General features: G+C 26.9%; 24 protein-coding genes and 1 CRISPR repeat array. Of the genes, 5 read left to right on the top strand and 19 right to left on the bottom strand.

Features of this window, described 5'->3' with window-relative positions; genetic code table 11:
- Window positions 1-210: 210 nt before the first annotated feature.
- The 12 genes from J2127_RS02495 to cas1 form a co-directional block, all read right to left on the bottom strand.
- Window positions 211-1044 (bottom strand): phage tail domain-containing protein, encoded by an 834-nt coding sequence (locus J2127_RS02495; protein WP_209731880.1) that lies wholly within the window; start codon window positions 1042-1044, stop codon window positions 211-213.
- Window positions 1041-1472 carry a hypothetical protein gene (locus tag J2127_RS02500; RefSeq protein WP_209731881.1) on the bottom strand — a complete coding sequence of 144 codons (432 nt, stop codon included), beginning with the start codon at window positions 1470-1472 and terminating at the stop codon, window positions 1041-1043. Before J2127_RS02500 ends, J2127_RS02495 begins: the two co-directional genes overlap by 4 nt.
- 312 nt (window positions 1473-1784) lie before the next feature.
- Window positions 1785-2045 (bottom strand): hypothetical protein, encoded by a 261-nt coding sequence (locus tag J2127_RS02505; RefSeq protein WP_209591658.1) that lies wholly within the window; start codon window positions 2043-2045, stop codon window positions 1785-1787.
- A gap of 183 nt (window positions 2046-2228) precedes the next feature.
- Window positions 2229-2681, bottom strand: a complete 453-nt coding sequence (locus J2127_RS02510; RefSeq protein WP_209731882.1) for an HK97 gp10 family phage protein — start codon at window positions 2679-2681, stop codon at window positions 2229-2231.
- A gap of 18 nt (window positions 2682-2699) precedes the next feature.
- Window positions 2700-2981: a hypothetical protein gene (locus J2127_RS02515; protein WP_209731883.1), complete on the bottom strand. Its 282-nt coding sequence runs from the start codon at window positions 2979-2981 to the stop codon at window positions 2700-2702.
- 55 nt (window positions 2982-3036) lie between these two features.
- Entirely contained in the window at window positions 3037-4782 is a 1746-nt protein-coding gene (locus J2127_RS02520) for a hypothetical protein (RefSeq protein ID WP_209731884.1), read from the bottom strand.
- Window positions 4783-4886: 104 nt separating this feature from the next.
- A complete protein-coding gene (locus J2127_RS02525) occupies window positions 4887-5618 on the bottom strand; it encodes a hypothetical protein (protein WP_209731885.1) in 732 nt (243 codons plus the stop codon).
- A complete protein-coding gene (locus J2127_RS02530; RefSeq protein ID WP_209731886.1) occupies window positions 5597-6349 on the bottom strand; it encodes a hypothetical protein in 753 nt (250 codons plus the stop codon). The genes J2127_RS02525 and J2127_RS02530 overlap by 22 nt, the downstream gene beginning before the upstream one ends.
- Before the next feature lie 51 nt (window positions 6350-6400).
- Entirely contained in the window at window positions 6401-6562 is a 162-nt protein-coding gene (locus J2127_RS02535; protein WP_209731887.1) for a hypothetical protein, read from the bottom strand.
- Window positions 6563-6589: 27 nt separating this feature from the next.
- Window positions 6590-8351: direct repeats of the CRISPR family, unit length 37 nt; unit sequence GTTTCAATCCTTGTTTTAATGGAATTGCCACTGCGAC.
- Between the two features lie 400 nt (window positions 8352-8751).
- Window positions 8752-9369, bottom strand: coding sequence for a CRISPR-associated protein Cas4 (gene cas4 / locus J2127_RS02540; protein ID WP_209731888.1), 618 nt, complete (start codon window positions 9367-9369; stop codon window positions 8752-8754).
- Window positions 9344-9634: a CRISPR-associated endonuclease Cas2 gene (cas2, locus tag J2127_RS02545; RefSeq protein WP_209731889.1), complete on the bottom strand. Its 291-nt coding sequence runs from the start codon at window positions 9632-9634 to the stop codon at window positions 9344-9346. The genes cas4 and cas2 overlap by 26 nt, the downstream gene beginning before the upstream one ends.
- Window positions 9635-9684: 50 nt before the next feature.
- Window positions 9685-10788 (bottom strand): CRISPR-associated endonuclease Cas1, encoded by a 1104-nt coding sequence (cas1, locus tag J2127_RS02550; protein WP_209731890.1) that lies wholly within the window; start codon window positions 10786-10788, stop codon window positions 9685-9687.
- Between the two features lie 208 nt (window positions 10789-10996).
- Here cas1 and J2127_RS02555 point away from each other — a divergent pair, with 208 nt between their 5' ends.
- The 5 genes from J2127_RS02555 (at window position 10997) to J2127_RS02575 (ending at window position 18030) form a co-directional block, all read left to right on the top strand.
- Window positions 10997-12748 (top strand): TIGR02556 family CRISPR-associated protein, encoded by a 1752-nt coding sequence (locus J2127_RS02555; protein WP_209731891.1) that lies wholly within the window; start codon window positions 10997-10999, stop codon window positions 12746-12748.
- Between the two features lie 138 nt (window positions 12749-12886).
- A complete protein-coding gene (gene cas7b, locus J2127_RS02560; protein WP_209731892.1) occupies window positions 12887-13759 on the top strand; it encodes a type I-B CRISPR-associated protein Cas7/Csh2 in 873 nt (290 codons plus the stop codon).
- Window positions 13760-13962: 203 nt separating this feature from the next.
- Window positions 13963-14673, top strand: a complete 711-nt coding sequence (gene cas5b / locus J2127_RS02565) for a type I-B CRISPR-associated protein Cas5b (RefSeq protein ID WP_209731893.1) — start codon at window positions 13963-13965, stop codon at window positions 14671-14673.
- Window positions 14654-17314, top strand: coding sequence for a CRISPR-associated helicase Cas3' (gene cas3 / locus J2127_RS02570; RefSeq protein WP_209731894.1), 2661 nt, complete (start codon window positions 14654-14656; stop codon window positions 17312-17314). Before cas5b ends, cas3 begins: the two co-directional genes overlap by 20 nt.
- Before the next feature lie 44 nt (window positions 17315-17358).
- On the top strand, window positions 17359-18030 hold the full coding sequence (locus J2127_RS02575; RefSeq protein WP_209731895.1) for a CRISPR-associated endonuclease Cas6: 672 nt from the start codon (window positions 17359-17361) through the stop codon (window positions 18028-18030).
- A gap of 73 nt (window positions 18031-18103) precedes the next feature.
- Here J2127_RS02575 and J2127_RS02580 read toward each other — a convergent pair whose 3' ends face one another.
- From J2127_RS02580 to J2127_RS02610, 7 genes are read right to left on the bottom strand one after another with little or no spacing between them, the layout of a single operon-like run.
- A complete protein-coding gene (locus J2127_RS02580) occupies window positions 18104-18508 on the bottom strand; it encodes a hypothetical protein (protein WP_209731896.1) in 405 nt (134 codons plus the stop codon).
- 11 nt (window positions 18509-18519) lie between these two features.
- On the bottom strand, window positions 18520-19728 hold the full coding sequence (gene cmr6, locus J2127_RS02585) for a type III-B CRISPR module RAMP protein Cmr6 (RefSeq protein ID WP_209731897.1): 1209 nt from the start codon (window positions 19726-19728) through the stop codon (window positions 18520-18522).
- Window positions 19729-19742: 14 nt separating this feature from the next.
- On the bottom strand, window positions 19743-20141 hold the full coding sequence (locus J2127_RS02590; RefSeq protein WP_209731898.1) for a type III-B CRISPR module-associated protein Cmr5: 399 nt from the start codon (window positions 20139-20141) through the stop codon (window positions 19743-19745).
- Entirely contained in the window at window positions 20134-20991 is an 858-nt protein-coding gene (cmr4, locus tag J2127_RS02595) for a type III-B CRISPR module RAMP protein Cmr4 (protein WP_209731899.1), read from the bottom strand. The genes J2127_RS02590 and cmr4 overlap by 8 nt, the downstream gene beginning before the upstream one ends.
- Window positions 20988-22193 carry a type III-B CRISPR module-associated Cmr3 family protein gene (locus tag J2127_RS02600; protein ID WP_209731900.1) on the bottom strand — a complete coding sequence of 402 codons (1206 nt, stop codon included), beginning with the start codon at window positions 22191-22193 and terminating at the stop codon, window positions 20988-20990. The genes cmr4 and J2127_RS02600 overlap by 4 nt, the downstream gene beginning before the upstream one ends.
- Window positions 22194-23951, bottom strand: coding sequence for a type III-B CRISPR-associated protein Cas10/Cmr2 (cas10, locus tag J2127_RS02605; RefSeq protein WP_209731901.1), 1758 nt, complete (start codon window positions 23949-23951; stop codon window positions 22194-22196).
- Window positions 23938-25467 carry a hypothetical protein gene (locus J2127_RS02610; RefSeq protein ID WP_209731902.1) on the bottom strand — a complete coding sequence of 510 codons (1530 nt, stop codon included), beginning with the start codon at window positions 25465-25467 and terminating at the stop codon, window positions 23938-23940. Before J2127_RS02610 ends, cas10 begins: the two co-directional genes overlap by 14 nt.
- Between the last annotated feature and the right edge of the window lie 121 nt (window positions 25468-25588).

Here is a 25588-nt window from a genome sequence, read left to right on the forward strand (position 1 = left end):
ATAATAATTTTAATATAAAACTATATATAATATATTGATAAAAAAAGGGTGAAATTATGGGAAAAACAATATATGAGGTTTTAGGGGTAGCTGTAGTTTTATTTGCATTTTATCATATAATAGTAGCATTGCATAATGCAGGTTTAATACTGAATTAAACTATAAAATTAAAAAATAATATATAAAAAGAAGAATTAAAAATAAAATAAATTACCAAATATAATTCTCTTCATACGAAATAGATAGATTACCGACCTCCGATTCGTTTGCAGTATTATATTCTATTTCATTTCCACCCACTCGAAGTTTAAAGAGTCTTGAATCTGGATTTAAATAGTTAAAAGCTCTTAGCTTTGACGTTTCAGTTAACAGTTCAATATTTTTATTTTTTGTATCGATTATAAGTTTTTCGTGAATCGTTAACGATTTTTTTATATTTATAATTTCATTCGTTGTATTGTTTTTAATCTCAATCGGTGCAGTCATCGGTCCTGAAATTACAAGTATGTAGTCAACGTCTATATCACCGTTATTTTTAACGATTGTAGAACTTAAACGGGTTCCCATTGGTACACCGTCACTGGTTGTAGAAAATGGGAATTTAAACAAACCCGTTGAAGAAGTTACTTCTTTTTTAATTAGTTTTGACTTTAATATTGGATTTGGACAATAGATTTCAACTGAAAACTTTTGATAGTCATAAGTTGAGTATTCAAACATTGGAACTGCATTTGCTATAAATTCGATTGATTTTTCGCTTTCTTCTTCAATATACGTTAAAGTTCCTTTTTTCTTTGGATTGAATACCTTTCTAAGTAAATCAATGTTTTCTTTGACATTACTTGTTATAAGTCCATTAATTGTAAATATTAAAGAGTTCAAATGGCTATCGAGGTAAATTTCACCTTCAACGAATGGGGATTGTAAGGTATTAACCATTGATTTAGTTTCAGAGGTTCCCGGTAATCCTAAAAATATGATGTCCCCAGATTCTTTTAAAATTAATTCATCTTTTGAATCGTTACATTTTACTTTTATAATCATAACAATTCACCATTATATTTTTTACTTAATAGGTCTAATTGCAATCTTGATTCATAAAGTGATTTTACGCTTGGATTATTGATTGTATTGGTAATTGTCACTTGTTTAGAGTTATTTGAATTATCGATATTTTGATTATTATTATGATTTATTTGATTACTATTTGGGAATTTGGGATTTTCAAACGAAATATTTGCAGTTGCAAGGTTTATATGCCCCATGGTTGAAAGAGTTGAACCACCGAACTTACTTGCGAGCTTGTTATAATGTTGAATAACTGAATTTATATTAATTATAATTTCATTCAAGGAATATTGTAATTTATTTATAAGTTCATTGTAAGAGTTTTTGATTGCATTTAATAAAATATCCCATATATTCAATATTTCTTTTGCAAAATCAATATATTTTATAAGTAAATTTTTCATTCCATTTTCTAAATTTTCATATATTTTCGTAATATTTTGATTTATTTCTAAAATTTGTTCCTTTATTGATGAAATATTATTCTTATTTTGATTATTTTTTAATTTATTATTTTATAGACATGAGGGTTAAATGAAATAAAATGTAATTAAAAATTAAAATATTACATTTTGATTTTGAGAGGTCTTAAATTATTTAATATTGAAATGTGACTTTTTTAAAATTCAAGGAATCGATAATTTTATTTTACTAATTTAACCAATAATTCGAACTGTCCTTTTAATTTAAGGTGTTCTTCAAATAGTTTATTGTAATTAGATTGTAGGTTTTGGAGATTTTCTTTTTAAGTCGGCAATCTCCTCATACATATTGTCTTTTTCAACTGCATCCTGTGCGATTTTGTGCATCTTTAATTCTGCCAATTCTTTTTGAACTGCTTTCATTTCGATGTCTTTCTTTGCATCTTCGATATCTTTTTTGATGTCTTCAGCTTCTTCTTTTGCAATTCCTCTAACCACATCTCTTGCAGTTGGAACGAGTGAAGAATTATCTTCTTTACTTGAAAAGAGTCCCATAAGCTCACCTCTTTAATTCAAATTTTAAAATATATTCACTATCAAAAAATAGTGACAGTTTGCAACGTGCGTTCAGTATTTATAAATACTACGTTTTGAAAGTTTTACAAAGATTTATAAAATAGTACTTGGTCAAATTTAGGGATTGAATTATTGAGAAATATTATGATAAAATAAAAATAATTAAATAGAATTTTCAATAATTTTTGAAAATCTTTTTTTGATTTTTTCTTCTTTTTCCTTTACAGCAGGGTAAAAGAAAGGACGTTCTACTTTTCCGCTTTTGGTAGTTCTTCCAAACTCCAAATATTTTGCATATTCTGCAGAGCAAGTTATTTCACATATCATATCATCATAAGATGCGTGAATGGAGTCTTGCAATTTTGTTTTATTCTCATTTGGAGATATTAAACCTCTATGCGGTACTTTACCTAATTTATGCAATCTTTTATAATATTTTTCAGATATTTTTTTATGACCTTTTAAATTCTTTTTTTCATAATAATTTCTTATATTTTCATTTATTCCATTTTCAACTTCGGTTCCAGATTCAACAATTGCTTGATTGATTTCCTTTTCAATGTTCTTATTAATCCTATCAAAATTTGGCATCTTTGAAATATTGATTTTAAACATTTTATCACTATTTTGTTTTTAATTCTTCTTTTCTTTCCAAATTACATCAAAAGTACAATTGCATCGAGGGTGTGCAGGGAGTACTCGTTTAATATCGTCCATTGTATAATCATAGCCTTTGCTTGCTAAATCTTTACACTTTTGGCAAGTGGTTTTATCATAACGTGGCAAAACTCTTGCAATTGCTACCTTATCGATTTCATTTTCAAGTTGTTTATAATAATCTGCCTTTGCCCATAAATCTGCTCTTCTTAATTCAGTTCTAACAGTCATATCGGCTTGATTCTTTGAAATTTCCAAACATTCTTTTACTTTTTTAGCGGTGTTGGTCTTGTTCCCTTTGCCGTGGAACTCATCAATTAATATATTTTAATCGGTTCTTTTGGTCATCGCTTAATTTACCACACTGGTCAAAAGCATAGTTTTTAACAAATTCAATTGCATTTTTATTTTCTTTAATCGGCAAGGCATTTGCTTTTAAGTGATTTTCAATGTTTTCAAATACTAATTTTTTAAAGTTTATTTTATTGAATGACTTTTCTAAAATTTCTTTTAATTTTCCATATTCATTTATTGAAATAGTTTCAATGTTATTTGACGTTTTTAAGGTCTTTTCGTATACTTCTATTGTAGCTTTTTCTATTTCCGTATTAATTGAATTTAAAAGTTCATTGCCCCAGGGTGATAGTTCATCTACTTCATTTAATTCATTAGTTAATTTATTATTTAATTTATTTAATTGATTATTTTTAGCATACTGTTCACTTTTAGTATTTTTATTTTTATTTTCATTATTCGATTTATTAATTTCTTTTTCTTTTAATTCTAATTCCAAACCGTAAATATTTGCAAAATTTGAAATAGTTTCTTCACTTGCCCCAATTTCTTTAAGTTCTTTGATGCAATTAATAATTTTTTCGTGAGTTTCTGAAAGTTCCTTTTTTTCTTCACTATCATCGATTATAAAATGAAATTTAGAAATATTTTTATTGCCATTATTAATGTTATTATCCTTATTATTGCTATTTTCAAACTCCAAATCGATTAATTTATTTATTAATTTTTCAATTCTTATTTTGTATTTTCTTAAAAACTCTTTTCTTTGCTTTCTTAAATCTGTTCTTTTATAGTCTGCACTTCCCGATTTTGTAAAGGCCTCATTGTAGTAAAAAGAACTACAAATGATTTCATCGCACTTATCGAGTATTGTTTTTAAATAACCCGTATCTATTTTAAACGGGATTGCTGTGGTTTTAACATAACCAGGTACTGCCATACCACCCTTAGTTTTTATGTTGCTGATTCCTTTCGCATAATTCTCAATTATATTTTTATATTCCTCTTTATTATCTTCTGTTGGCAAACCAACAGGTTCACCGTTCATAACTTCACCGACACTAACACAAACTGGTGGAGAAACTGCCCTTTCATCGATTAATTTTCCCAAGTTAAATAATAAATCGAATTTCTTTTCAATTGCATTGTAGCAATCTCCCATCATCAATGATTGAGCTTTAAAAACAATTATATTTTTAATATCTTGCCAATGAATTTCATAACCTGATTTTTCCTTAAGTTCCTTCATCTCTAAAATCTTATTTTTTTCATCTTCATCATTTGAATTTTCGCAAAAAACTATTAAATTATTTTTATAATCTTTTTGGAATTCGTGTATAATTATTTCTTCGTTATTGAATGGATTCTCAATTGTATATGTTGAAAATGGGTCCAATCTGTGAAATTTATTTTTTATATTTAATTGATTAATTGTTTTATTAGTTTTATAAATTTGATAGTATCCCGTTCCATAAAGAAAGGCATCTTCGAGTAATTTGGGAATTATCCCTTTATCCCTGCTATTGTAAAATAAATTTGATTCCTCAATCCATTCCTCAATCTTTTCTTTACTTTTGCATTCATCAATTGAATAATTTCCCAAAAGGTCATTTATTAAAGCATTAAAACTTAAATTTGCGGTGGAATCACATTCTAAATATTTCCTATAATTTTTCTTATCGTCATTCATATTAAAAATTTGTAAATTATTATCTATCGTCGTTGATGTGCTGGCACCAACTTCACTACTTCCAAAATAATCCAATATTATTTTTAATATTTTTACACCTGAAAATTATTTAATTATTTATAATTTATTTCGTAATTGAGAAATATTTTATTATTAATTTTTAAATTATTATTAATTTATTATGCCAAATAGCAATCAAATTTAATTTTTGGTTTCCTTAAAATTTTATTCATTCCATAAACTGCAAGCCCTACACTCCAAAAGCTATCACCGTGTCCTTCAGCTGTTTCAATTGCTGTTAAATCACTATTGACTTGCAAAAGTTGATTTATTTGTCTTTGATCGTTAATTAGTTCCATTTGTGGTAAATTTACAGCAGTTTCAAGCTGTGTGGCTATGCTTTTTCTATTTTTAGGCGTTAATATTACAGGTTGCCAATTACCTTCAAGCTCTCCTTTTTCTGCAAAACCATCAAGCTCGCCACGTGTAGCGTCGTAAAATATTGCATCGGTGAAATCCATAATATAGTCATTTATCCAGGTTATTTGTTTATAATAATCTGTTTTATCGAACCATTTTGATAAGATTTGTTTATAACTTGTGCCGTTATCCGTTGAAAATACTGCTAAATGGGAGGGGTGTCTTTTCTTTCCAATATCAAAGCCTGCAACGATTGTACAATTATTATCAATATTATCAATATCAATATTATTTTTAATATTTTTATTATTGATATTATTGATATTATTTTTATTTTCAAAATTATTTTTTAAATTATTATTAATTATTTTCAGAAGTGCTTCACGACTGAAAAAACTGTCTGCAGAATGAACTGGAGTACACATTCTTTCTTTTGCAAATGATATCGGGTTTGTTCTTCGCTCACGGTCTAATTGTTCATAAGTGTACATTTCTGGCCAAAGTACTGTTTTATCTTTATCATTAAAATTGCAGGAAACTTATGCCAATTGACGTTTTCTTTAAAATCTTCGTCAAAGTCCCTAAGTTTAAAGAATAAATCCACATCGCTCTGGGGAGTTCCAACGAGATGCAAATAACCGTTTGGATTTGGCAAGTACTTCACATCTTCATAATAAATTTTTGTAATTTTGTCAATAATCGTTGTATTTAATTCATTTGCAGGGTCTGAAAGAATATCGTCACAAATTACACCCGTGCCGTGCCACCCTCTTTTAAAAGACAGTATTCCAGACGGTTCCATTCTAAAATTATTTTTCGAGTCCCAACTGTAATCGATGATAGTTTCCGCATCGGTCATATTTTTAATATTTTGAAAATATCTATTTTTTTCAATTAATTTTTTAATATTTTTTAAATGGTGTTTTGCCATAGTTTCAGAGTATGAAATATATTTCCAATCTTCTCCAAACTCCCTTGCTCGGAAAATTCTCCACATTACGTATGCGTAAATATGGTAACTCTTTAAATGACCACGTGGTGCCATCATCGCAGTTTTTTTATTATTTTGCAGAATATTGCCCCAATTGTAAATATGAGTCGGTTCTACAAAATCCCTATCAAAAGACTCTGGAAATATATATTTCATAAATTCATTTAACCGATATAATGACCTTATGACTTTTTCACTCTCTTCGAAACCCTTTTTATTCACTTCGTTCATAAAACATACCCTTTTTACTCGTTTTACTCGTAAAAATCCTTTGATGGGAATTTAATAATAAAATAAAAATATCAAATCTCCGATTTGACATGAAGCCGTCCGCCCTAAGGCAGTTGGGCTTTCAACCAAACCCTTTTTACTCGTTTTACTCGTAAAAATCCTTTGATGGGAATTTAATAAGAAAATAAAAACATCAAATCTCCGATTTGACATGGAGCCGTCCGCCCTAAGGCAGTTGGGCTTTCAATCCTTGTTTTAATGGAATTGCCACTGCGACCAACCCATAATATAAAATTACCTTTTGCAGTAATATGTTTCAATCCTTGTTTTAATGGAATTGCCACTGCGACTTTAATTGTTGCAGTAATATAGCTTTTTTAATTGTAGAGGTTTCAATCCTTGTTTTAATGGAATTGCCACTGCGACACTGCAATTTTTAGGCTTTTTATTAATTTTTGATGCTGTTTCAATCCTTGTTTTAATGGAATTGCCACTGCGACACCTCCATTGGTAGATATTCATATTTCATAATATCTCCTGGTTTCAATCCTTGTTTTAATGGAATTGCCACTGCGACTTTGGACATTTGGAAAAAGATTTAATTGACAATACGGAATACTAGTTTCAATCCTTGTTTTAATGGAATTGCCACTGCGACCAATGATAATGAAATATCCAATTCCTGAGATTGGTTTCAATCCTTGTTTTAATGGAATTGCCACTGCGACCCTATAATCACTTTAGATTTGCTATGAATACAATTATATACTAGTTTCAATCCTTGTTTTAATGGAATTGCCACTGCGACTTTTAATACAAACAATTAATAGAGTTAGAGAAAATAAGTTTCAATCCTTGTTTTAATGGAATTGCCACTGCGACTTGAAAATTAAATTATCAATTATTTATTTTTTGGAGGGTTTCAATCCTTGTTTTAATGGAATTGCCACTGCGACATAGTAGTGGTTAGCAATTGAACTTGTTCGGTAGTTTGTTTCAATCCTTGTTTTAATGGAATTGCCACTGCGACTTGACTATAAGGGGCATTAATGCAGGAGGTGTGAGAGTTTCAATCCTTGTTTTAATGGAATTGCCACTGCGACCAATCAGCAAATAAGGGAACTAATAACACAATGGAGAGTTTCAATCCTTGTTTTAATGGAATTGCCACTGCGACTCTCATCTAATCTATGATCCCATAATTTACAGTTTTTGTTTCAATCCTTGTTTTAATGGAATTGCCACTGCGACAGCAGGAGCGGACACATTCGCATAATTTGGAGGTTTTGTTTCAATCCTTGTTTTAATGGAATTGCCACTGCGACTAAGGAAATGATATCGGGGGCAATTGTTGGAGCGGGGGCGAGTTTCAATCCTTGTTTTAATGGAATTGCCACTGCGACATCCAGCAACAGCGGACAAATCAAGATTATATTATGCTGAGGACGGTTTCAATCCTTGTTTTAATGGAATTGCCACTGCGACTCAAACCACAAGCTATGCCCTTACGTGGAATTAATAGCGTTTCAATCCTTGTTTTAATGGAATTGCCACTGCGACAGCGGACAGGGCAAGATTCGAACTTGCGACCAATTGGTGTTTCAATCCTTGTTTTAATGGAATTGCCACTGCGACACTTAAATTAACTCTTAAATTTGTTGCAAACTAATGTTTCAATCCTTGTTTTAATGGAATTGCCACTGCGACTATATCCAATTGTTAGATACTGACCGGCCTAACTTATGTTTCAATCCTTGTTTTAATGGAATTGCCACTGCGACGGGTAGCATTAACATCTAATTGCCCCACCATCCCGTGTTTCAATCCTTGTTTTAATGGAATTGCCACTGCGACATGTCATCATTGGAGAATATCCATACCCCACACCCATATGTTTCAATCCTTGTTTTAATGGAATTGCCACTGCGACAATACTAAAAGCATTGTTTGAATCATGTAATAGACGTTTCAATCCTTGTTTTAATGGAATTGCCACTGCGACACCAAACTAAATTATTACTCGGCAATAAGTACAAAATAAGACTTAATGATAAAATAAAGCTCTAGTTAACCGTATCACAAAATTTATTCAATCTGACAATATATAGTTTGTTTTGAACCCTATATAAAAGTTACCATTTGTATTTTAAAAATATAATTCGGGGTTAGTTGAATAAGTAAAAAGTAACTCTTTTAACGTTTAAAAAGTAACTAATAACCAATAATCAAACGATAGAAAATGAACCAACTATATTAGTAGTTATATAGATTAGATAAAGCTCACATTAACCTATAAATTTTTCAACCCTAAAAAAAGGAGCTCAAAATGAGCTTAATAATTTTGGATTTTGAAATGCGTTATTACAAAGGTCACGTAAAAATCATACTAAGTATTACTATTATTACCTTGGACATATGTTTTTATAACAACAATCTAAGCATCTAAGCTCGTATTTGGTAGCTTCGGGATATATGCCTTTTAAAACTTCCAAGTATGAATTAATATTTTCTAAAGTCTCATTTCTTAGTTTTTCAGTTATTTTTATTTCTTTTAACACATTTTTATCTTTGCAATATATAATATAACCATAATTCACAGGTTTTTCATATAAATCTTCAATCATTAGTGAGTACATGGTACTTTGAATTTTATGTGTTTTATAAGTTTTAGAATTATAATTTGAAAATTTATAATCCAAAGGAGCTAATGTATCATTATCTAGTGTTAAAATTTCGTCAATAATCCCCCTAATTTTATATTTTTCGGAAATTAAATTTACATTTATTTTTTTTGAAACCATTGGAATTTTTTTACGAATATAGTTTATATTTTGAGATTCCCTTATTTTATGAATTTCTCTACCCTTCAATACGTTATAACGCTTTTCTTCATATTGGGAAATGCCCAAAACTTTCATAAAGTAGGTAAATCTCCTACAATATATAAATTCTATCATATCGGAGGGTGTAACAAAATATGAATATTCATTAAATTCAGAAGAATTTTGAATTAACTTCATCCAAAACCAGCTCCTCATCAAATGTTTGACCCAATAAATATGATTTATCAATGAATTCTTTGCTGGTTGGTAAAAAATACACGGAATCGGTTTCAGAATCTATAATATCTTTTGTTATTAATTTAAGCTCTTCAAATCTATTTTTCGTGACCTCTCCTAAAAATACACTTTTCTGAACTCGATATAATCCAAAATTTAAGCAACTTTTGGCTATTCTAGTTCTTACTTTATCCTCTTGTATATCGTAGATAACCCATAGTATCACATTAGCACCCCCGTATTGTTGATATATTACTTAAATATATTTAAATATACTTAAATATACTTTAGTATTTTGTTAGATACTTTATGACAGTCTTTAAGGATTGTATCTTCAATTTTGGTATTTTTACCATCGTATTTAATTTTTTTATCCATAATTTCATTATATTTTGAAATTAAAAGTTGTTTACCAGCTTTATTTAAATAATAACCATTTTTTGATTTATCTTCCGATTTTAACTCGTCAAAAAATTCACTATTCATATTATTGTTATCATTATCATTGCTATTGTTATCATTATCATTATCATTAATATCCGTGCAAAGTTCAAATACTGCTTTGTCTACATAATAACGGTAAGGTTCTATCATATCATAGACCAAAGCAGTTCTATTGTAATTATCCCTATGTAAAATTCCAATGTATGGATCTAAACCAGCTATTATGCAGGAACGTTCAATTTGACCATATAAAATGCCGTATCCGTAATTTAAAAAACAATTAAAGTAATCTTTTGCAGGATTTCTGCTCCTAGATTCAAAACGATATTTTTCAGGTAATAATTCGGAAAGAGTTTTAAAATACATTTTACTTACATTAGCTTCTAAATTTTGTAAGATATCCCTTTCTTCTTTTATATTTTTATAATTGTATTCCATATTGTTTATTTTTTCAATATAATTATCCATTTTAGAAATTATATTTTTGGTATCAATACTATTATTACTATTACTATTATTAGTATTATTATTAGTATTATTATTATTATTATTATTCGAAAAATTTTTTAAATTTTTTAAATTTTTTAAAAGTCTTTTTTGATTATTCATTTTTGTAGATATCCAATCCTTAACTAATTCAAAACCCAAATACGTATTCTCTAATTCCAATTGTTTTTTACGTATCGTACTAATGCTACCGAATTTAGAGTGCCAAAATCTACCTAATGGCTTTCCATAATTGTTAAGCATTATAAAATCAATATTATTTTCAACTGCCAGGTTTAAAGCATCCGTAGAAATTACTCCTTTTGTCGTCACGATGATTTGTTCAACTTTATCGGCAGATATTTCCTCTTTTTTACCCTCTGATTTAATAACAAACCTATTTCCATTTTTTGAAAGATAGAAACCATATGTAGTTAAAGCAATTTTCATAGAATCACCGCAATTATAACGTCTTAGACTGGAATATTGTTGAGATATATGAGATATAAGTGAAACAGTATTATTCTAAATTTATAGTATTTTTTTTAAATAATATATAATTACCTTATCAAATTATTTAGCAACTTATATATTTTATAAAATTCATATTATATGGTGATTAATTTCATTAAATTACTAAAAAAATAAGGGATATATTATGTTAGAACATATTACAAAAATTGGTAAATATTCCGAGGAATCAAATGAATTAATTGATTTATGGCAAAAAGATGAAAAAGACTTTGATGGGATTATTGAAGTCAATATAACGGATAGAAAATTGGATAGCGTATTTGCTAAACAATTTAGTAAAGATGTTTGGCGAAATATGTTATTTTACCAAGAGGCTAGACTACACGTTGGTGCATTGGTAAAAATTGAAAAATTCAAAAATGATGCTAAACTCATTGAAAAATTCAAAAACAAAGTTGAACAATCAATTAATTTTTTAGATTTAACTTTTAACGATGAAAAAATAGATGAATTGATGAAAGAAATTATATCCCAAATTGAAGATTCATCTAAAAATTATGTCGTTAGTTTTAAGGTTGATGGCAAATATCCATTTGAAATAGATTCATTAAAAGATAAATTTAATTTAAAAATTGAAACAACAGGATTAAATAAATCTAAAGTTAAAAAAAAGTGTCATATATGTGGCAATACTGCTATTGCATACAATACTGCAGTATACAAATGTTATACAAATGACAAATGTATTTTTTCAAATACTGAAGATGGAGAGTCTTTTCACATCTGCAGGGATTGTGTAATCGATATTTTGAAAGGAAGAAAATTCATTGATAAAAACTTAAAGGGCTATTGGATGGGCAATGAAGTAATGTTCTTACCTCAAAATGCGAATGAAGATGTAATTGAGGCATTTGAAGAATTTGTAACCTATGAAGAGGATGACATTGAACGAAAAAACCCTCAAAAACTAATTAATTCAATTAAAGATAATGAAAATGAGATATTTACAAGTTTTGGTAATTTAAAAACGCCTTTGGATATTATATTTTTTGACGATCCAAAAGCAAGTTCTGAATGGAAAATCAGATATTCGATAAATGGGGTTTTACCTTCAAGATTTAGTCTTGTATCCAAATTAGAGCAAAAATACTCGAACAAAACAGGATATCCTCTTAATCTATGGATGGTCATAAATTATCTTATCCCACGAGATGATAAAAAAAAGTATTCGTCAAATGAAGCAAAATCGATATTAAATGCAGTTTTCCACGGTACAAAATACAGTCGAAATTTATTTTTTGCAAAAGTTATGCAAAAATACAAGGCAGATTATGGAAAATATTTAAAAAAAGAAATTAAATATCCTCCAAATATTGCAGATATTCATAGGATTTATAATTTTATGGTAGATTGTGGATGTTTGTTTCAGGGTTGGAACTTTGCTTATGAAATATCAGATAGACCATTCAATAAAGAAAATAATGAGGCTAATACCATGGCATATGAAAGCATTGTAAAATATGAAAGTATTAACGAATTATTTGATAAAAATAAAGATTATTTTGATACGGATGATAAAAAGGCATGGTTTTTATTGGGAAATATTTACGATTCAATCGTCTACCACTCAAAAAAATATCATGATAAGGATAAATCATATTTAGAGTCAAATTTTTATTATGGTAATAAATTTGATGAAAAATTTTTCCAAAAAATGCTAAATCAATGTACTGATTTAATGTTAAAATATGGAATAAATAGTAAAAGGGAATTAAAAAACAAAATAACAAATGCAAAAGATTTAATGAGTAATGGGACTAAAAATAATACTTTATCCCCTGATGAAGCGAAATATATATTCTTTTGGGGATTACAACAGTATTTTGAGTATTTAAAGAACGAAGAAAAGGAAAAGCAAGATATTAAGAACGAATAATCAATAATCAATAATCAATTTATCTAATAGTTCAATTATTTAGTAATTTAATAGTTTAATAGTTTAATAATTTAATAATTTAATAATCTACCATATCTTAGATTGAAAAATAATTCAAAAATTCAAAATGGTGATATTATGGCAAATACAAGAGAATATTTATTGATATGGGATAGTACAATGGCAAATCCCAATGGAGATATGTTATCAGAAAATAAACCAAGAATTGACGAAAGTACTGGTCAATTGGAAGTCTCAGACGTAAGGATTAAAAGATATATAAGAGATGAGTGGATTAGGGAAGGAAAAGACGTATTAGTACAAACTTTAAAAGATGATAAGGGTAAAATTTTATCTTGTCAAGATATGGTAAAAAATATCCAAGCCAAAGAAAATTTAGACGATGATACATTATTAGAACACGTTTTAAACAACTATATCGATGTTAAATTGTTTGGTGCAGTTATTACAAAACCTAAACGGGATATTATGGGTCCTTTACAGGTAATGTGGAGTAAGTCACTACATGAAGCAGAAGTTAAATTTATGCAAGGTAATGCAGCTTATGCAAGTGGCAAAGATAAGGAACAAGCTTCAATATGGTCAAAATACATAAGTCCTTACGCTTTATTCAAAACCTATGCGGTATATAATGAAAATGTTGCAAAAATACAAGGAATAGAGGTCAAAGAGGAAGATTTAGAAGTATTTAAAAAAGCTTTGATAAATGGTCTAAAAAATTATAGAAGTACATCTAAAAACCAAATGCCACGAGTTTTAATTGAAATAATTTACAACGATAATTCTATTGATGGAGAATTAGATTACGTTAAAACGGAATATGATTGTTTAGATACTGAATTAAGAGATATTTCGCAAATTAAAATAGATTTAAGTGAATTAAAAGAATACTGCGAAAATAAAAAAGACAGTATATCTGCCATAAACATTTACAAGCACGGAAAAGTTAATTTAATTAACGAACCTACGGAAAATGTTAATATAATTTAATATTGGATAATTCTTGAATTAAATTTTTGGATTATTGAACGTATGAAATTATGTAATTAATTATTAGTAATCTTAAATAATCCTATTAATTGTAAATAATCCTAGTAATTTTAGTAATCCTTATTAATTTTTAATTTATTTCTAATTAGTTTTTTGTAAATTAATAAATAATGAACTTAATTAAAACTATTTCAAGTGATAATATGGATAAAAATGTATTAGTTTTCAATGTTCAAAGTAACTACGGACGTTTCAGAAAACCTTATACTACCACATCCGCACTAACTTATTTATGTATCCACCCAGTAGCGCTTAAAGGACTTATCGGTGCCATTTTAGGGATTAAAAAAGAAGATTTAATATATAAGACGTCAAATTTAACTCTGGGTATCGAAGTAGTATCCCCCGTCAGTAAAGATTTACAATCTTTAAAATTACTGTCTTTAAAATCTGGTATGTTCCATTTTCCTGCCAATGTTGAATTTCTAAGAAATCCCAATTATAATATATATGTAAAATGGGATTCAGAAAATTATAATGTGTTAAAAGACAAGTTAACGTCAGGAAAGGTTTTTTTTACCCCTTATTTGGGCGTAAGTGAAAATGTTGCTAAAATAAGTTATGTTGGAGAGTTTGAAGAATTAAAGGACTTGAATAATACAAATATAAAACATATCGATTCGATATTTCCAATAGATGAATTCAGTAATGCTATTGATTTGAACGAGTTGAATGATTCTAGTAAAAAATATTATTTTGATACAATACCTATCAAAAATAATGAAAAAAGAGAATATACGGAATATAAGAGAGTTTTAATCTCTAGCGATGTAGTAAATATCAATATTAATAACTCAAATAATGTTAGTAATTTATCTAAAATCGGTGAGAAATATGTCTATTTCTTTAAATAACGAAGAAAATAATGCCATAACATACAACATTAACTCTCACCCTTCTAAATTATTAAAAAACCATTTGGAAGGTGTTTTACAAATTTGTGATTTTTTTATGAATAATTATTATGGAGTCTATTTTCAAAAAGATGAGGAATATTCTATTTTAAAGAAAATAACGTATATCATAGCACTTTGTCATGACTTTGGAAAATGTACACCATATTTTCAAGATTATATAAAAAACATTGATAATAAAAACCCTAACTTAAAAAATTCTAAATATAAAAATCATAGCCTAATTTCAGCTTATTTTGCATATTATACTGTTTTAAAGTATTTGGAATCTATAAATCAATTAGATAGTGAAAAATTCAGAAATTTCCCTTATTTTTCTTATTTAATTGTAAAAAGACATCATGGAAACATCAAAAATGGAAAAGAAGAACGAATATTGGTGGATGATGATTTAGTACTCAAACAAAAGAATAGCATTATTCACAAAAATAACGAATATAACGAATATAACGAATATATTGAAGAAATAAATTTGCTTTATAATACTTTATTTCAAAAATATGATATTTTTGATATTAATATTGATATTTTAGACTTTTTTGAAAATTTAATGGTCCCAGGTACTAAAAGTATTAATCACCTTGTCAAAAAAAGCTATAAATTATGCAAAAAATCTATTGATAACACCATAGATTTTGCAAATTCTGAAGATATGGAAAAACTACAATATATGTACTCTATATTACTTACCGCCGATAAAATGGATGCAGGGAATATAAAATTACAAAAAAACTCCCCGATGTATTCAAAAGACTTAATTGAAAAGTATATTCAAGAGCTAAATCCAAAAGGTAATGATAAAAATAACGAAAATAACGAAAATAACATAAACAATATACGAAATGATATATTTAATGATTTAAAAAATAGCTTAAATAATATAAATTTAAAAGAAAATCACATATTATCTTTAAATTTACCTACAGGAACTGGAAAAACTTTATTATCGTATTATACGGCTTTTCACATTGCAAATGAATTAAATAAAGAAAATATATTTCCAAAAGTAATCTATTCATTACCATTTACTACGGTAATTGACCAAAACTATGAAGTATTGGAAAAGTTACTTCTTAATGAAAACAATACAAAAATACCCAATAATGGACTTATAAAATATCACTCTTTGGCAGAAATTCCAAATAATTTAGAAAATGAATTGAACGAAGAGTTGAATGAAGAATTATATGCCAATAACGAAAACGAAGATAAGAAATATTGGGATTATAATGTAAAATTCGTTTATGATAATTGGCAGGCAAATATTATCGTTACCACATTTGTACAATTATTTAATACATTTTTTAAAATGGGATTAAATAAAATTAATCATCGGTATTATACTCTTAGAAATTCGATAATCATTCTCGATGAAATTCAAGCAATAAATCCAAGTTATTATAAAATAATTAATAAATATCTGGACATATTATGTAAAAAATATGGTATTTATATAATATTGGCTACTGCTACTATGACGCCCCTATTTGAGGAATCAACCGAATTAGTGGGCTCTAAAAAATATTTTAATAAATTAAATCGGATTATATTATACAACAAATCGGAAGAAGAAATAAATGTTGAAGATTTTAAAGAATTAGTTTTAAATGACATTATACATAGTAAAGATTCAAAGGATAAATTTTTGATAGTTATGAATACGGTAAAGTCCGCGCGTCAGGTTTATGACTTTATGTCAGAGAAGTTATCGGATAAAAATAATAATTACGAGGGTGAAGTAATTTATTTATCAACGGAAGTTGCACCTAAAAAAAGAATGGGGATAATAAGTAAAATTAAAGGTAAGGGCGATGATAGGGGTTATAAAGATAATGAATATAATGATAATGGATACATTAAAGACAAAAATAAAAAATACGTTGTAGTATCCACCCAATTAGTAGAAGCGGGTGTTGACATTGATATGGATGTAATATATAGAGATTTTGCACCAATCGATAGTATAACGCAGACTTCCGGTCGTGCAAACCGAAATGGAGCAAATAACGAAAAAGGTATCGTTTATATTTATAAAGTAACAAACGAAAAAAATAAGTGTTATTCCAAATTTATATATCCCAACTGGAGTATTCAGTTAACCGAAGGTATTTTAAATAATCAGGAAAATATATCGATTTCAGAAAGTGAATTCCAAAATATAAATGAGATTTACCAACACGAATTGCACGGAACTCGAATAAGCTACTTAGATTCGGATAAAATGGAAGAATATCTAAAAGAATTAAATATTGAAAGTTTTAGAAACAGTTTTAATTTAATAGATAATAATTATAGAATTTATGATATTTATCTAAATTATGACGATGAATTTAACAAAACAACTAATGAAATTAAAACAGAATTATCCAAATCTAAAAAAAATAATATAAAAATAAAAAATCTATTTAGAAAATTGAATAAATATAAAATATCGGTTTCAAAAGATACTTATTATAATATAAGGAGTAATTTGGAAGAATTTCCCGAATTAGGAATCGAGATAGTACCTAATATATATTGTAAAGATGGTTATTTAGATTATGATAATTTAAAAGATAGTTCCGACATACAATTTTTTTAAAATTGAATATAACTAAATATGTAAAATATTAAAAGGGGTATACTATGGACTTACAATACTTAATGATAAAATATATTGATTTACACTTAAAAATGAGGGATGGGACGAAACTAAGAGGTTATTTCGCCAATAAATATAAAGATTTAGAAGTATTCCACAACCATGATAATAATAACAATAATGAAAATAAGAAATTTCATTTTAGGTATCCCACGGTTCAGTTTAAAGTAATTGATGGTAATCCATTAATTGTAGCAATAAATGAAGGTGCAAACGCACTAAAAGATGTAGTACTTTATGAAGATACTATAAAAATAGATGATAAAAATTATTCGGTTCAAAGGGCTGAATTATCATCCAAAAGTGTAAATTTCGGAATATCTAACGAAATACACACATATGAGTTTAAAACGCCATGGATGTCTTTAAATCAAAATAACTATCCTGATTATTTGGCTTTAGATGATATTGATAAAGAAGAAAAGCTTAAATCTGTATTAATTGGTAATATACTTTCGATGTCCAAAAGTATAGATTATAAAGTTGAAGAAAAGATTAAAGTAAGTGCCGATTTAAAGCCTATAGATTTAAACTTTAAAGATATAAAAATGAAAGGTTTTAAAGGAACTTTTAAAACTAACTTTGATATTCCTGACTACTTAGGACTTGGTAAATCCGTTTCAAGAGGCTTAGGAACTATTATAAAAGTTAAATAAGTAAATAAATCATTATTTAACTTTTATTATTATTTATTATTTATTATTACATATTTTAATCGTTAGTTGGATATTATTCAAACAAATAAACCATTTCTACATCTTTAAATTCAATAGTAATAGTTTTTTGTCTAAATTCTTTTTTTATAAGCTCTGCAAAATAAATAACTGCTTTTTTATAGTTTTCTAAATTAACAAATTTTGGGTTTGCACTACCTATTATTGTAAATGTATCCTCACCACCTATAGGACAACCCCATTCGGTATTATAAATACATTTAGTGGATTGTAATACACCTGATGGATAAACGTCTGTCTCTTCCATAGTTTTTAGCAATAACTTTTGTAAAACTGTTCCTATTTCTTTTGAAGGATTATTTTTAATTACGTTTTCATTTTCATGAAAATAACCTTCATTTATTCCAAAAGTTATTGCATATTGGATAGTTTTAAATGTTTCTTGTGTAATTTTAATCACCTATTCTAAATTCATTCTAAATTTCCATAACCCACTTTTGTTTTTGCACCAATGCCTCTATTCAATAATATCTTGTTAAATAACTCTTTTTTATTTTCGGAAGATATTGTTATTGATTCATTTCCTTTTAGTTCTATTTCTGAATCGTTTAATAAAAAATTAAATTTAATTTTATTATTTGAGCCTATTTTTAAGAATTTTAATGGTATCGGTTCTTTAAAAACTTCTTTGTGTGGCGTTATATAATCCTCTTCAAATAATTTGTTATTATCATTATTACTATTATCTTCAGAATATATTTCAGCATCTAAAAATATATCTCGATTATATATTGGCACATGTTCCGTATCTGAATTTATGCCTTCAAATATGGAATCCCTTAATTTAATAGTAAATTCTACTTTTTCATTATTATTTAATTTTTTTATTTTCAGTAATTCTTTTGATTTATTGTCAAGAATTTCATACAATAATTCCAAAAGATATTTATATTTATTATTATCTTGCTTTGGTATAAGTTCGCTGTTCTTCGATATGGGTTTACCTTTAAAATCCTTCAAACTGATTCTTGGAAATGCACTCCTTAATGTACCTTTTACAGAAGCGCCTGGGACTATTGGTAAACCTGTGGTATAATCAAAGAAAAAACCCAATTTATACTCTCCTTCAGTAATACTCGTTTCGTGCATATATCCTGAACCGATAAGTAAACCAGGATATAATATGTCCAATTTAATTTCTTTAAACTTTCTATTTTTCAATTTTTTAATATCTTTTTCATTGGTTAAATTATTAGTAGATTTGTTATTTTTATAGCTATTATTCATATCATCTGTGATAGTAAGTTTTTTAATGTTTTCTTGTCTAAGATTGGCGTCTGAATACCTCTTTAATGTAGCTACTACTTTTTTAATAGACTTATTTTTAGTATCAAGTTCTTTTTTGTATTCACTACCCCTAATAAAATTAAGTAATTTTTCATAATATTCCCTATAATATAAATATCCTAAATTTCCATTTGACACATTATCAACTTTTTCAGCTTTTACTATTTTTTTATCGACATCCTTTTTTGAATTTGATTTTTGAGAATTTTTAAAATTATTTGTTCTATCTTTAACATTATTTTTATTATTATTTTTATTATTAGCAGTTTTGCCCTTTTGACAAACAATTGAATTTAATTCTGCGAATGAATTTACCTTGATTCCTCTAACCATACTTCACCCACATATTATTTCTCTCCAATTTTAAATGTCCTTAAAGCTAATTTTAAAGCAATTATTGCATCCATTATTTCTTCTTTTGCTTCTTTTTCATTATTACAGGCGTATTCTAATAAATCTTTATTATACTCATCTTCTTTTTTTCCGATGACCTCTAAAATTAAATCATTTACTATTTTTTTCTCATCTTTACCTTGATAAAACACGACTGCAGGTATTAAACCGCTTTGTATGATTGCAGGACCATAAGATGCTAAATATCCGTTTACTTCCTTTCTAATTACTTTTAGGGTATTGTCATTATCCCCTTTTATTTCAACCCATAACCCTTTGTCTCCAACTTTATTGCATTTTTTGATAATATTTAAAGCTTCAGGAATATAACTTTCAACTTGTTTTTTACTCATTATTTCCCTCTTTGCTTTTTATAATGCCAATATCGCAGAATCCATAACCTATTGTGGCATTCCCGCCGATTTGAACTAATTTTTCTTTAATGGCCTCATTAAATGTATTACTTAAACCATCTTCTTCACAGTTTGTCATAAAGTAAAATATTGATTTCCTCGGTACCACTTCTTCATACCATAAATTTTTACTTTCTCCGTTTTCAAGTTGATTTCTTGCGATTACAGGTAAATTTAAGTTACTAAATTCTTCGTTACTACATATTATTATTTTTTCATCATTTAAATTTAAGTAGTTACATAAATTGGTAATCTCTTCACTTTTAAATAAATTGGTAATATCTTCATATTTTGATATTTCTTCAAATTTTTCATTTTCTTTTGGTTCAAAATTACATTTATTTTCTAACTTTTTTTCTTTTAATTGTTTTAAACCTTCTTTTTCATCTTCTTTAATCCCTGAAATCTCTAAATACTCAAAAAAATCACTTAAAGCTTGTGGACAAGTAACTAACGCATAAGGTCGTTTATTGCTCCTAACCGGTCTAAATAATATTTTAGCATCAAAAAATGCCATTTTGCCTTTACCATTTTGAGTATTGTCTTGAGAAGGTGAGTTACTATCTTTACCAAATATTTTAGGTACATTATTCTTATCGCTTTCATTATCTTTAGCATTACATTCAAAGAACGCTCTTAAAGCTCCTTTTAAACTCGAAGAGTTTATTATTGGATAATTAGTAACACAATCCCTTTGAACCATATTATCAACTACGCCATATGTAACGTCGCCACTACCTACGTGAAGATTTGTAACTGCTTTTATAAAATAAACATTTTTTGAACTCATTTTTTATCCCCCTCTACCATATATTGATTGTATCCAATTTTTTTAAGAATTTCATATTTTTCATCATTTAGTATTTTTACAATTTCTAATTTTTTATTTTCTTTAAAATGAATGACACTTCCTTTTGTTAAGAATTTATACTGATTATCAAGTTTATCTTTATGATTAAAATTCTCTAAATCAATTGTAGCGAAATTCTTTAATTCTGCATGTATTAATAACGAATTTTTTCTAATTTCATTATAGTCATTATTTGTAAGATACATATCTGACATTAAAGTTATTGTATTCTCTTCAAATTTTAAATTGCCAAATAATTTAATTTCAGAATTAATTTTCTGAATGTCTAATTTAAATGATGAGTTTTCTGCACCCATATTTACAATATTTGTATATTTTTCAGCTAGTTTTTCCAAATCTTTATTATCTTTAAGCGATAATACAAAGAAAAAGCCCCATTCTTCGTCTAATTTAAATCCATTTTTATCTTTACGTTTTAATTTATAACTTGTTTGTTTGTAGAATCCATCTTCATTATCAGTGTTATTTTTAGAAATATTAATTCCGATATTTGTATTTTCAATAAATATATCTTTATATTTTACGAAATTTTTAGATTCATTGATATTTTTTGTTTCCACAGTGAATTTTTCATTATTTTCGCTAAATTCCAAAAATTGAAATAATATATCCGTTTTATAATCTTTAGGGTTATAGATAGTGTGATATGTATCAATTTTTTCTTTTTCTTCTTTCTGTAAATAATGTCTCTCTTCAAATTTTAAAGGCAATGCAGTTTTATTTGAGTTTTTTTGATAATTAAAAGGTATTTGCGTATAAATTTCTAATTTATTTTTATTTTCTTCATCTTTTTTATATAATAAAACCGGCGATATTGAGTTAATATGGCCAATATCTGTGTTATTGGATTCTTTTAAATCACTTAAATCTAATTTAAAATTCCCAATTGTATCAGCTATTTTTATATTTTCCTCATGATACTTGTTAAAATTAGACCTATATTTTCCAGTGATTTTTAACAATTCTTTCCTTATCATTCCTAAAACGGTAGTTTGTTGTGGGAACTTTTCCGAATTTACAAGGTAATTTTTTAAAGAATCTTCTTTACCCTCTCCAAAAGTTTCTTTTCCCCCAAAGAAATAACTGTCAATCGGTTTTAATGTAACGAGATAGTCGGTCATTTATTCACCCCCCTCATTTAAGAAGCTTAATAATCTTAGGATTCTTTCAAAAGTCTGAATTGCAGTATTATTATTCGTATTATCATCTTTTGAATTATCGTAAGGATACTCGTAGTAGCAAGCTTTTAATAAATTTTTAATATTATCGATTTGTTGTTCATTTGCTTTATGAATATCTTTTTTAAAGTTATTTTTAAAGTAATTGTCAATAGAGGTGTTAAATTCTTCAAAGTCTTTATTTCCATTATTTATATGTAAATCATATAAAGAATTTAAAAGAACTTCATCTTCAGCAATTTTTATTTTAAAGGATTGTAATATTTTTCCATTTTCATTAATTTCGTTATTATTTTTTAGAATTATGTCATTCATTAGCTTGGCAAATAAATCATACAAACTTTTATTATTTTTATTCAGAGTAATTTGAATTTCCTGCCCGCTATGTTTCAAAATTCTTAAAGCAATTGCATTTTTTTCATATTCCTTTTTATCAGCTTCTGAAGTAAGTAGCTCTTTATTTTTTTTAGCAACATAATTTAGTAAATCATTTGATTTGTTCAAAGCTTCATATAATGGGTATTTGTAATAATTAATAGTTAGTCCATACGATAATGAAGGCTTTATTTCTTTTCCATCTATTTTTATAGTTTTTCCAATTTCTTTATTAAATTTTTCATCAATATTTTCTATAAGTCCAAATACAGTTTTGAACTTATCTTTTTCATTTTCAGTTTCATTTTCGTGAATTAAAGGTACAAATGCTAAAATATCGTCGCCACCAATATATATTGGTAAACCGCCATATTCTTTAATAATATTAACTACTTCTTTTGAAAAATTAAACAATTGTTTTGAAAATATATTATATTTCTCCAAGTTGTTATTTTCAGCGTTATCATCAGTTTCTCTTAAGAAATTTTTTAATATTTTACCGACAGAATCTCCATCTGCTCGTATAATGGCGTAATATTTATAGTGCTTTTTGAAATTTTCTTTATTTTCTGCACATTTTTTATAAATTTCATTATATTTTCCATTATTTACTGAGTCATTAAGGTTATCAATTTTAATATCATTTGATTCAATAAAATTACCTAAAGCAATTTCTGGAAGTGATTTTATCATTTCTTTATCGGCACTTGTTTCAAAACAATCTATCGATAAAAAACTATTTTTTATAGTTTTATTTTCAAAAAATTTAAACAATGGATTTTTGATATTACAGGGATTGTGACTTTGATAATTTGGTTCTAATTCTAAACTATCTAAATAGTTTGATATTGTATTCATTGCTTCTTTTTTAGAGCTAAATTCTCCAATAAACCCGTAAATTTGGAAATAATCTATTAAATTTTCTTTAAACTCTTTTAGTTTAGATATATCATATGTTTCGCTTTCTTTATCATCTAATGGCTTTATGTAGGTCTCATCTATAATTTTAGTAGCTAAATCATTTAGCACTTCTTTTTTAATTTTTTCAAAATATGATAATATCTTTTCTTTATCAAAATCATTAGAAACTTTTACAATACATCTATCGGGGAATAATCCTGCACCGTATTTTTCAGTTTCGAATTCATTTTCAACATAGGGAGTCAATATTTCAAAGTTATTCTCTTTTAGCTTTAGTATCATCTGTTTCATAATGTATGAAAATATATAACTTCCACCCCAGGCGTGACCTGTCTTTTTAGCAGAAGCTATTGTCTGTACAATCGGACCGATTGTAAATCCTAAATAATTGTTAGTTTCTGTCATTATTCACCCCTATTGGCGTATAACCTAATTTTGGCATATTTTTATCTAAAAAATCTTTAATATCAAAATCTGATGGAACATTTAGAATTTTCGAAGTATCTATTCGTACGTTTTTTGATTTATTTTCTGGATAGTATTGAATTTTGCCCCTTCGATTTCTTACGTAATTGTTATTATGCTTTTTAGCCATTCTTTTTATAATTTGAATACTTAATTCAGTTTCTAAATTTTCGATAGATATTTTGTTTATATCATCCTCTTTAATGTCATAATCGCAGCTTTCTTTCGCAATTATATATATTGAATACTTATCTTTTTCCCTTATTATTTTATATGTAAGAGGGGATTTATAACGTGTTATATCGCTATTTTTTGTAGGTTTTAGTAATGCTTTAAGGATATACTGAAAATTTTCTTCAGTATTATTTACTATAAAGTTATAGGTATCTCCATAACCCAACAATGCTCTAACATTTTTGTACTTAAAATTAGGGTTAGTAGATTGATTAGTTGTGTCAGTCTCTTTTTTTAATATGTTGTATAAGTTATTTGCATTATCATAATATAGTTCAAAGTCTTTGAAAAATTCTTTTAGTAGTTCCTGGTCTTCTCTCTTAGGTATATTTTGCAATAGTTTTTCTAAAGTTCCTTCTTTTTTTAGATAATTCTTTATAAATCGCTTTTCCCAGTATGTTTTTTTAGTAGAATCATTAAAATGTTTCATAATTAATGAATTTTGATATTGGTTTGTTAAATTTCTTTGTCTAATGTAGTAGTTAGAATTGTCTTGTTTTGTTAATCCTGATTTTAAGTTTTTATAACCGTAAGCGATAATTTCAAAAGCTTTTTTTAAATCACTTTCTTCTGAATTTTCATAAACTGCAACTATTTTAGACCTATTATTTTCATTTAATTCAAATTTTTTTTCTTTTTCAAGTAATTTTTTATATAATTCTTTAAAATTATTTTCAGTGTCCTTGTCATTAATTCTTTCAACAGTGAATGAACCAAAACCTTTATTTTGTCTTGTTCCAAAATTTGTTATTGCGAAAAAACTTTCAATATTTTCTTTAATTTTCGTTAATAATTCAGTATTGAAGCTAAATATTTTTAATTCGACTTTCCCATACATTTTAAACTTATATTTGTTTTTATCCTTGGTATTTCCAAAGAATAATTTATTAAATGGGTTACTATTAATATCAAAATTATCATTTTCTCCCGAAACTTTTATCGTAACCCGATAATCAAAGGCATTATCTTTAATTTTCTCTAAATACTCTTTTTTTTCGTTATCGTTATTACTTTCTCCTTTTTCCTTATCATATCCCATTAAAAATGTTTTATAATCTTCAACCCCCTTGTCAAAAGCATGTTTTTTTAAGAATTTATCCAACTTAGGTTTTAGTTCCGTTCCCCTAAGAGTTGCCCCACTTTGCCCGTGTTGGAAATGAATCATAGGTGTATGCTGCTTTAATGTAATAGTTAACTCGTTCGACGTCATAAATTTACCCATTGCGTAACCACCCAATTAGCATTTAATTATTTAATACTTATTAATTAGTTTAGAAAATATATAAAAATACCTATTTAATCCCGAAAAAATTGATAATATTTAAAATAAATAATTGATAAAT

The sequence above is a fragment of the Methanococcus voltae genome (assembly GCF_017875395.1).
GTDB classification, from domain to species: Archaea; AGJL01; Methanococci; order Methanococcales; family Methanococcaceae; genus Methanococcus; species Methanococcus voltae_C.